Raw genomic sequence first — 10166 nt, 5'->3', positions numbered from 1 at the left:
GGCCACCCGGCGCCAAGAACAAACACCGGGCCCCCCGCTACGACGTCGGCAAGACCGTCAAACGCCCCGAGACCCTCACGGCCATCGGCAAGCCTGGAAGATCTTGGTAGATAAAGAACAAGCTCAGTGTCTGTTCCCTTGCCCTCGCCGCCTCCGCCTGTGGATCGGGCGACGACACGGCGAGCGGCAAGACCCGCATCACGGTCAACTGCATGCCGCCCAAGAGCGCCAAGGTCGACCGTCGGTTCTTCGAGCAGGACATCGCGTCCTTCGAGAAGCAGAACCCGGACATCGACGTCGTCGCGCACGACGCCTTCCCCTGCCAGGACCCCAAGACCTTCGACGCCAAGCTCGCCGGCGGGCAGATGGAGGACGTCTTCTACACGTACTTCACCGACGCCAAGCACGTCGTGGACATCAACCAGGCGGCCGATCTCACCCCGTACGTCAAGGAGTTGAAGAGTTACGGCACCCTCCAGCAGCAGCTGCGCGACATCTACACCGTCGACGGGAAGATCTACGGCATCCCGCGCACCGGCTACTCGATGGGCCTGATCTACAACAAGAAGCTCTTCGCTAAGGCCGGCCTCGACCCCGAGCAACCCCCGGCCACCTGGCAGGAGTTGCGCGCCGACGCCAAGAAGATCGCCGCGCTGGGCGACGGCACCGTCGGCTACGCCGACTACAGCGCCCAGAACCAGGGCGGTTGGCACTTCACCGCCGAGCTCTACTCCCAGGGCGGCGACGTCGTGAGCGCGGACGGCAAGAAGGCCACCATCGACACCCCCGAGGGCCGGGCCGTCCTGCAGAACCTGCACGACATGCGCTGGACCGACGACTCCATGGGCAGCAAGCAGCTCCTCGTCATCAACGACGCCCAGCAGATGATGGGTTCGGGCAAGCTCGGCATGTACCTCTCCGCCCCGGACAACATCCCGATCCTGGTCAAGGAGAAGGGCGGCGACTACAAGGACCTCGCGCTCGCCCCGATGCCCGGCGGCGAGGGCACGCTCATCGGCGGCGACGGCTACATGGTCAACAAGAAGGCGAGCCCCGACCAGATCAGGGCGGGCCTGAAGTGGCTCGACCACATGTTCCTCAGGCCCGGCGCGGGATTCCTCGGCGACTACGCCCGCGCCAAGAAGGCCGATGCCCCGGTCGGCCTGCCCGAACCACGCCTGTTCACCGGCGCCGCCGACACCAAGGACCAGCAGGTCAAGAAGGCCAACGCCAATGTGCCGGTGGAGAACTACCAGGCCTTCCTCGACGGCAACCAGTCCCTGAGGATGAAGATCGAGCCGCCGAACGCCCAGCAGATCTACTCCGTCCTCGACGGAGCCGTCTCCGCCGTCCTCACCAAGAAGGACGCCGACATCGACCAGCTCCTCAAGGACGCCTCCGGCAAGATCGACGGCATCCTGGCCCGGAGCTGACCCCCATGAAGACGGTGGAAAGCCCGCCCCACGAGGCCATCGCCGTACCCCCGATCCAGGCGCCGCCTCCCGCAGGGGACCGGAGGCGGCGCCGCCTCGCCGACCAGACCCGCGCCTACGGCTTCCTCCTCGGCGGACTGCTCTGCTTCGCCCTCTTCTCCTGGTACCCGGCGATCCGCGCCGTCGTGATCGCCTTCCAGAAGTACACGCCGGGTTCCGAGCCCGAATGGGTCGGCACCGCCAACTTCACCCGCGTGTGGCACGACCCGGAGTTCACCGCCGCCTGGCGCAACACCCTCGCCTTCACCCTGCTGGCCCTGCTCATCGGCTTCGCGATCCCCTTCGTCATGGCCCTGGTGCTCAATGAGCTCAGGCACGCGAAGGCGTTCTTCCGGGTGGTGGTCTACCTGCCCGTCATGATCCCGCCGGTGGTCAGCGCCCTGCTCTGGAAGTGGTTCTACGACCCCGGAGCCGGCCTCGCCAACGAGGCGCTGCGCTTGTTGCACCTGCCCACCTCGAACTGGTCCAACGGCGCCGACACCGCGCTCGTCTCCCTGGTGATCGTGGCGACCTGGGCCAACCTGGGCGGCACCGTCCTGATCTACCTGGCCGCCCTGCAGTCCATCCCCGGCGAGCTGTACGAGGCCGCCGAACTGGACGGGGCGAACCTCCTCCAGCGCATCCGCCATGTGACGCTCCCTCAGACCCGGTTCGTCGTCCTGATGCTGATGCTCCTTCAGATCATCGCGACCATGCAGGTGTTCACGGAGCCGTTCGTGATCACCGGTGGCGGTCCGGAGAACGCCACGGTCACCGTTCTCTACCTGATCTACAAGTACGCGTTCCTCTACAACGACTTCGGCGGCGCGTGTGCGCTGAGCGTCATGCTCCTGGTGCTGCTGGGCGCCTTCTCCGCCCTGTATCTACGGCTGACCCGGTCCGGAGAGGGGGATCTCGAATGAGCACCCGCACCCTGATCTCCCCGGCGACGCTCGCCCGCCCGCGCGGCAGGGCCGTCTACTGGACCGTCTTCACCACGGTCGTCGTGCTCTTCGCGCTCGCCTTCCTCTTCCCCGTCTACTGGATGGTCACCGGGGCGATGAAGTCACCGGACGAGGTGACGCGCACGCCGCCCACCCTCGTCCCCGAGCAGTGGCACCTCGACGGCTACACCGACGCCTGGGACCTCATGCAGCTCCCGCAGCACCTGTGGAACACGGCGGTCCAGGCGGCCGGCGCCTGGGCGTTCCAGCTCGTCCTGTGCACGGCCGCCGCCTACGCCCTGTCCCGGCTCAGGCCCGTCTTCGGCAAGGTGGTCCTCGGCGGGATCCTCGCCACGCTGATGGTCCCGGCCCAGGCCCTGGTCGTACCGAAATACCTGACCGTGGCCGACCTGGGCCTGCTCAACGACCCCCTCGCCATCTGGCTGCCGGCCGTCGCCAACGCCTTCAACCTGTACCTGCTCAAGCGGTTCTTCGACCAGCTCCCGCGCGATGTGCTGGAGGCCGCCGAGATCGACGGGGCCGGAAAGCTGCGCATCCTGTGGTCGATCGTGCTGCCCATGTCGAGGCCGGTCCTCGGAGTGGTCTCGATCTTCGCGCTGGTCGCCGTCTGGCAGGACTTCCTGTGGCCGCTGATGGTCTTCTCCGACACCGACAAGCAGCCCATCAGCGTGGCACTCGTCCAGCTGTCGCAGAACATCCAACTGACCGTGCTCATCGCCGCGATGGTGATCGCCAGCATCCCGATGGTCGCCCTGTTCCTCGTCTTCCAGCGGCACATCGTCGCCGGCATCGGCGCGGGCAGCACGAAGGGCTGACACCGCCCGTCCGCCTACAGAAGGGAACCCCCAGTGGGACAGCCCAGCGAGTGGTGGCGGTCCGCCGTCATCTACCAGGTCTACGTCCGCAGCTTCGCCGACGGCGACGGCAACGGCACCGGCGACCTCGCCGGAGTCCGCGCCGGACTGCCGTATCTCGCCGAACTCGGCGTCGACGCCCTGTGGTTCAACCCCTGGTACCTCTCCCCGATGAAGGACGGCGGCTACGACGTCGCCGACTACCGCGCCATCGACCCCGCCTTCGGCACCCTCGCCGAGGCGGAGAAGCTGATCGCGGAGGCACGGGAGCTGGGCATCCGCACGGTCGTCGACATCGTGCCCAACCATGTATCCGACCAACACCCCTGGTTCCAGGCAGCTTTGAAGGCGGGACCGGGCAGTCCCGAACGCGAGCTGTTCCACTTCCGGCGCGGACGCGGCAAGCACGGCGAACTCCCGCCCAACGACTGGCCGTCGCAGTTCGTCGGCTCCGCCGAGCCCGTGTGGACGCGACTGCCCGACGGCGACTGGTACCTGCACCTGTTCACCCCGGAACAGCCCGACCTCGACTGGGCCCACCCGGCCGTCCGCCAGGAGCATGAGGACATCCTGCGCTTCTGGTTCGAACGGGGAGTGGCGGGCGTCCGCATCGACTCGGCCGCCCTGCTCGCCAAGGACCCCGCGCTGCCCGACCTGGCCGGCGGACCCGACCCGCACCCCTTCGTCGACCGCGACGAACTCCACGACATATACCGCTCCTGGCGCGCGATCGCCGACGAGTACGACGGAGTCTTCGTCGGGGAGGTCTGGCTCCCGGACACCGAACGCTTCGCCCGCTACCTGCGCCCCGACGAGCTGCACACCGCCTTCAACTTCTCCTTCCTGTCCTGCCCTTGGGACGCCGGGCGGCTGCGCACCTCGATCGACACGACCCTCGCCGAGCACGCCCCGGTCGGCGCCCCCGCCACCTGGGTGCTGTGCAACCACGACATCACCCGCACGGTCACCCGCTACGGCCGTACGGACACCGGCTTCGACTTCGCGGCCAAGGCCTTCGGCACCCCGACCGACCTCGCCCTCGGCACCCGGCGTGCCCGAGCGGCGGCTCTGCTCTCGCTCGCCCTTCCCGGGGCCGTCTACGTCTACCAGGGCGAGGAACTCGGCCTGCCCGAGGCGGACATCCCGCGCGACCGCATCGAGGACCCCATGCACATGCGCTCCGGCGGCAAGGACCCCGGGCGCGACGGATGCCGGGTGCCGCTGCCATGGACGGCCGGGGCGCCCCACGCCGGGTTCGGCGGCGAGCCCTGGCTGCCGCAGCCCGCCGACTGGGCGTCGTACGCCGTCGACCGGCAGGCCGTGGACCCCGGGTCGATGCTCAGCCTCTACCGCGAGGCCATCCGGCTCCGGCCGGTCTTCGGCGACGGCCCGCTCACCTGGCTGTCCGCGCCCGAGGGTGTTCTCGCCTTCGCCCGTGCGGGCGGTGCCCTGTGCGTGGTGAATCTCGCCGACGCCGCAGTGGACCTGCCCGAGCACACCGCACAACTGCTTGCCAGCGGCCCCTTGGACGGAGTGGGCCGACTGCCCACGGACACCGCGGTCTGGCTCCGGAGCTGAGACCGCAGCACCCCCACACGAAGGGATCAGCACATGCGCAGATCCGTCAGGGGCATGCCAATTATCATGGTGGCTGGGCCCACGCGGCGGCGGCGCCACCCTCCCCTTCACCTCGGTCGAGGCCGAGTCCGCCACCACGACCGGCACGAGGATCGGCCCCGACCACACCCGTCATTATCGGTCGGTCTCGTCTGCCACGGCGGTGGCGATCCCGACGGCGAAGCGGGTGCGGATGTCGAGGGAGCCGCCGCCCTTGTTCGACCGGACCAGCTTCTGATCGGTACGCGGATGGCGTCTCAGTTGTGCTGTTCGGCGTCTATCAGGGCGAGGGCGTTGTGGATGCCTTGTTCGAGGAGTTGGTCGGCGAGTTGCCGGTCGGTGAGGGCGCGGGAGAGTTGCAGGGTGCCGGCCATCATGCCGAGGAGGCTGAGTGCCTTCAGGCGTGCTGAGGGTGGGTCGTGGGGTGCCAGGCGGGCGGCGAAGCCGTCGATGAGGACCAGGGCGCCGTCGGTGTAGGCCTGCCGGGTGGTGTCCGTGGAGCGTGCGATCTCGTCGAGGAGGGCGGCGTTGGGGCAGCCGTCGTCGATGGTGTCGCGCTGCTGGGTGGAGAAGTACCAGCGGATGATCTGTTCGAGGCCGGCGCGGCCGGGTGCCGCTTGAGCGACGATGTTCTCGTGCTGGGCGCGCATCTGGTCGGCCACGGCGGTGGCGACGAGGTCGTCCTTGGAGGCGAAGTAGGCGTAGAAGGTGCCGTTGGTCAGTCCCGCGTCCTTCATGAGGGTGGCGACGCCGGAGCCGTCGATGCCGTTGTGCTTGAGGCGGCGGCCGGCCGTCGTGATGATCCGCTGCCTTGTCTCCTGCTTGTGTTCTTTCGTGTACCGCACGATGTGTTCCTCCGTCGCGGCAGCCGGGGCGGGTGCCCCGGCTGCCGCCGTGGTCGGGTCAGTGGGCCGCACCGGCCAGGAGCGCGGGGAGGTTGATCCTGGCGGTCTGCAGTTTCGGGTCGTGGGGGTCGGGGACCCCGCCGTCGGTGATGTACAGGCGGTCGCCGCGGACCGCGGTCGCGGAGGGCGAGGCGAGGCCGTCCGTGCTGGTCAGGACGGGCTTGTAGGTGCCGCCCGGGTAGATGACCACGACCCTGTCCGGGCCGTTGTTCGAGGAGGAGCCGTTCTGCGCGGCGAACACCACGTCGGAGTACGGGGTCAGGAAGCTGAGGTCGTCGATGTTGGGCAGGCCGCCCGCGATCTGGTGGATGGGGCCGGGCGCGCCGGCGGGGGTGATCGGTACGCGCAGCAGGGTGCCCTTGTTGAAGTTGCTGATCCACAGGGCGCCGTTGTGGAACCTGAGCCCGTTGGCGCCGATGGGCAGGGCCTCGGTCGGCACCGGGGCGAGAGCGGCGTCGGTCAGCCACGGCGTCGCCGGTCCGCCGGAGACCGGGACGGACCAGATGGTGCCCTTGAGGCTGTCCGCGATGTAGAGGGTGCGTCCGGCCGCATCGACGGCCAGCCCGTTGGGGCCCGAGTCGGCGGGCAGCGCGGCGACGCGCTGCGGGCTACCGTCCGCAAGCAGCTTGTACACGCCGTTGCGGTCCGCGTTGCCCGGGGCCCACAGCGCGTAGTAGACGGTGCCGTCACTGCCACGGGCGTTGCCGCTGATCGCCTCGCCCACCTGCCCGGTGACGAGCACCGTGCGCTCTCCGGAGGCGGAGATGCGCATCAGCTCCGGACCGTGGGTGCGCTGGCACACCGCACAGCTGCCGAGCATGGACAGGGTCACCGAACCGTCGGGGTTGGCGGTGATGTTCTCCGGGATCTCACCGGCCGCGAAGTCGAACCTCGCCGCGGTCCGTACATCGGTGACAATGGGTCCGCTGTACGAGCCTCCCGTCCATGCCGACGCGGACGGCGCCGAAGCCAGGACGGCCGCCGCCGCGGTGACCGCCAGCGCTATGCCGACGTTCCTCTTCACAAAACGCCGCGCGCCGGGTGCACTGCGCCGGGCCGTGTGCTGGTGGTGCTGCTGCATGACTCTCCTAGGTAAATCAACAAGTGGCTGAGCAAGGGACGTTGGGACCGGGGGCAACCCGCGGCGAGTGTCAGTTCGGCATCCGGTTGAACCTGCGGACGATGCGGTCGAAGATCCGGGCCGGTAGGACGCGGTGGAACACGCTGATGCCGGCGGCCGTCGTGCCGGCGGTGCGCCGCAGTTTCGGGTTGCGGTCGGTGGCCGCGGCGACGATGACCTTGGCCACGGTGGCGGGATCGTCGCCGCCGCTGAGGTTCTTGGCCAGTACCTCGTCGAAGGTGCGCCGTCCCGACGCGTAGAGCGGCATGGGGGTGTCGCCCTGCACGCTGTGGTCCCCGAACGGGGTGTTGATCGGGCCGGGCTCGACGAGCAGGATCCGCACGCCGTGCTCGCGGACCTCGTGGTCCAGCGACCCGGAGTAGCCCTCGACCGCGTGCTTGGTCGAGGTGTAGATGGACATGAACGGGCTGGGCACGAACCCGCTGAGGGAGGAGACGTTGATGACGCGTCCGCTGCGCTGCGTGCGCATGTGCGGCAGCACCGCCCTGGTCATCCGCATGATGCCGTAGACATTGACGTCGAAGACCTCCTGCGTCCGGGCGACGGAGAACTCCTCGCCGGCGCCGTTGGCGCCGACGCCGGCGTTGTTGACCAGGACGTCGATACGCCCGAACCGGTCGGTCACCTGCTTGACCACGGAGGCGACCGATTCGTCGCTGGTCACGTCGAGGTCGAGGTAGGTCACCCCGGCGGGCGCACTGACCCGCGCGGTGTTGCGGGCGGTCCCGATCACCTCGAAGCCCGCCGCGGCGAAGGCACGGGCCGTCTCCTTGCCGGCCCCCGAAGAGGCACCGGTCACCAGCACCACCGGCCGAGTTGTCGCCATCACGAGCTCCCTAGACTTCGACGTACTCACGTATGCCTTACGTTCGTATGTCTTACGTTCGTACGACCATAGGGGGATCCTCGATCGATGGCAAGTGGTTACGCCCGGTGATTCGAGAAGGATCCGGGAAACGCGGGTTGTGGCACGGGAGAGGCCATGAGCGGACGACGAGTCGGATTCGTCGGCTGACGTCCTGCATGCATGGCGCAGGGGCCCAGACGGCGGAGCCCGGGCAGGGCCTGACGGCACCGCACCGTTGAACGTGGTCGCCTGATCGGGTGCCAGTCGGGCGCGAGGACGGTGGCGTGGCGGCCGCGGTGGTCGGAGTGGACGAGAGCCAGGATGTCCGGGTGCGCGGAGAGGGGGTCGTGGGAGATCGCGGTGCCTTCCCGAGCTGCGCGGTCACTGTGGGTGAGGGCAGCGATGCGGTGGCCGCGTTCATGGTGGCTTGTTGGCCGGCGGCCGCGAAGTGGACCGCGGAGGTCGATGCCCGCATCAAGGAGCCGCTTCCGGCTCGTCGTTGGTCGACCTGGCATGCCGTTGGTCAGGACGTAGCTGCCGTCGGCTCCGCGCAGGCTGTCTGTATCCAGGAAATGTCATGGCGGGCCCTGGAGGCCCGAACACGGGTCAGCCCCGGCTCCGTCGCTCTCGGAGCCGGGGCTGACCCTGCATCGTGTACGGCGAGGCGTCCCCACCCCGCGCCGTACACGAAGTACGGGAAGTGCCCGAAGTGATCGCAGTACCCGAAGTGCCGGGCGTACCCGGTGTACGGGCCGTCAGTGGGCGATCACCGGGATCTTCATCTCGTCCTCGGCACCCTCGCCGGAGCCCGGACCGACTTCCGGCTTGCCGGTGTTGATGAATGTCGCGGCGATCGTCGCGGCGAGCACGAGGATGCCGACGGCGAACCAGATCGCGTTGGTGTACCCGTGCACCTGGCCCTCCAGCTGGACCAGCTGCTGCTGGGCCTTGGAACCGGCGCCGCCGATGTGGTCCTTGATGTACGAGGTCGTCGCGGAGGCGGCGATCGTGTTCAGCAGGGCGGTACCGATCGCGCCGCCCACCTGCTGCGAGGTGTTGACCATCGCGGAGGCGACACCGGAGTCACGCGGCTCGACACCGTGCGTGGACAGGGAGAGGGCGGGCATGAACGCCGTACCCATGCCGAGGCCGAGCAGCACCAGCCCCGGCAGGATGACACTGGCGTACGAGGTGTCGATCTCCAGCCGGGTGAGGAAGAACATGCCGGTCCCGGCGACCAGGAAGCCCGGAGCCATCAGCAGGCGCGGGGGAACCAGGGTCATCAGGCGGGTGCCGATCTGGGTGGAGCCCACCATCAGGCCGCCGATCAACGGCAGGAAGGCGAGGCCGGTCTTGACCGGAGAGTAGCCCTTCACGAGTTGCATGTAGTAGGTCAGGAAGAGGAACAGGCCGAACAACGCGATGATCGCGAGGCCGAGGGAGAGGTAGACGCCTCCGCGGTTGCGCTCGGTAATGACGCGCAGCGGCAGCAGCGGGGCCTTGACCTTGGACTCGGTGAAGACGAACGCGGCGAGCAGCACCGCCGCGGCGACGAACAGGCCGACCGTCGTGGAGTCGCCCCAGCCGTCGGACTCGGCGCGGGTGAAGGCGTAGACCAGCGTGACCAGACCGAGGATGGACAGGACGACGCCCGGGATGTCGAGCGGCGAGCGGTTGCGGCTGCCGGACGGCTCACGGATGACGAAGTACGCGCCCACGGCCGCGATGACCGCGAACGGGATGTTCACGAAGAACGTCCAGCGCCAGTCGAGGTACTCGGTGAGCAGGCCGCCGAGGATGAAGCCGACGGCGCCGCCGCCACCGGCGATCGCACCGTAGATGCCGAACGCCTTGGCGCGCTCCTTGGCCTCCGTGAACATCACAGCGAGCAGGGAGAGCGCGGCGGGCGCGAGCAGCGCGCCGAACGCACCCTGGAGGGCACGGGCGCCGAGCATCGTCGCCTCGTTCGTGGCCGCGCCGCCGAGGGCGGACGCGACGGCGAAGCCGATCAGACCGGCGACGAAGGTGCGCTTGCGGCCCCAGAGGTCCGCGATACGGCCGCCGAAGAGCAGCAGACCACCGAAGGCCAGGGCGTACGCCGTGATGACCCACTGGCGGTTGCCGTCGGATATGCCCAGGTCCTGCTGGGCGGACGGCAATGCGATGTTCACGATGGTTGCGTCCAGCACGACCATCAGCTGGGCGAGCGCGATGAAGCTGAGCGCTTTCCAGCGGTTGGAATGGGAGTCGGCTGCCGCCTTGGCGGTGGCCTGAGCTGTTTCAGACATGGGGATACCCACTTCGGGACTTCGGGGCGAAAAACGATGAGAGAAGTTCAGAGAGACAAAGCTGGAGATGAAGAGCG

Annotated in this window: 8 protein-coding genes and 1 pseudogene; 4 read left to right on the top strand and 5 right to left on the bottom strand. The window is 68.7% G+C overall.

Annotated features, from left to right (window positions below; genetic code table 11):
• Window positions 1-110: 110 nt before the first annotated feature.
• The 4 genes from RNB18_RS25285 to RNB18_RS25270 are packed head-to-tail and all read left to right on the top strand — an operon-like array spanning window position 111 to window position 4869.
• Window positions 111-1433: an ABC transporter substrate-binding protein gene (locus RNB18_RS25285; RefSeq protein ID WP_311716406.1), complete on the top strand. Its 1323-nt coding sequence runs from the start codon at window positions 111-113 to the stop codon at window positions 1431-1433.
• 5 nt (window positions 1434-1438) lie between these two features.
• Window positions 1439-2395, top strand: coding sequence for a carbohydrate ABC transporter permease (locus tag RNB18_RS25280; protein ID WP_311716388.1), 957 nt, complete (start codon window positions 1439-1441; stop codon window positions 2393-2395).
• Complete coding sequence (locus RNB18_RS25275) at window positions 2392-3252, top strand: carbohydrate ABC transporter permease (RefSeq protein WP_311716387.1); 861 nt, start codon at window positions 2392-2394, stop codon at window positions 3250-3252. The genes RNB18_RS25280 and RNB18_RS25275 overlap by 4 nt, the downstream gene beginning before the upstream one ends.
• Before the next feature lie 33 nt (window positions 3253-3285).
• Window positions 3286-4869 carry a glycoside hydrolase family 13 protein gene (locus RNB18_RS25270; protein WP_311716386.1) on the top strand — a complete coding sequence of 528 codons (1584 nt, stop codon included), beginning with the start codon at window positions 3286-3288 and terminating at the stop codon, window positions 4867-4869.
• 296 nt (window positions 4870-5165) lie between these two features.
• Here RNB18_RS25270 and RNB18_RS25265 read toward each other — a convergent pair whose 3' ends face one another.
• The 5 genes and pseudogenes from RNB18_RS25265 to RNB18_RS25245 form a co-directional block, all read right to left on the bottom strand.
• Window positions 5166-5756, bottom strand: coding sequence for a TetR/AcrR family transcriptional regulator (locus tag RNB18_RS25265; protein WP_311716405.1), 591 nt, complete (start codon window positions 5754-5756; stop codon window positions 5166-5168).
• A gap of 55 nt (window positions 5757-5811) precedes the next feature.
• Window positions 5812-6894 carry an SMP-30/gluconolactonase/LRE family protein gene (locus RNB18_RS25260; RefSeq protein ID WP_311716385.1) on the bottom strand — a complete coding sequence of 361 codons (1083 nt, stop codon included), beginning with the start codon at window positions 6892-6894 and terminating at the stop codon, window positions 5812-5814.
• A 70-nt stretch (window positions 6895-6964) separates the two neighbouring features.
• Complete coding sequence (locus RNB18_RS25255) at window positions 6965-7780, bottom strand: oxidoreductase (RefSeq protein ID WP_311716384.1); 816 nt, start codon at window positions 7778-7780, stop codon at window positions 6965-6967.
• 211 nt (window positions 7781-7991) lie between these two features.
• Window positions 7992-8312 (bottom strand): annotated as a pseudogene (locus RNB18_RS25250) (ADP-ribosylglycohydrolase family protein); the annotation flags it as partial.
• Window positions 8313-8556: 244 nt separating this feature from the next.
• Entirely contained in the window at window positions 8557-10089 is a 1533-nt protein-coding gene (locus RNB18_RS25245; RefSeq protein WP_311716383.1) for an MFS transporter, read from the bottom strand.
• Between the last annotated feature and the right edge of the window lie 77 nt (window positions 10090-10166).

Source organism: Streptomyces doebereineriae, assembly GCF_031845645.1.
Lineage (GTDB): Bacteria > Actinomycetota > Actinomycetes > Streptomycetales > Streptomycetaceae > Streptomyces > Streptomyces canus.
Note: the sequence above shows the minus strand (reverse complement) of the source record. Positions and strands in the feature narration are given on the sequence as shown.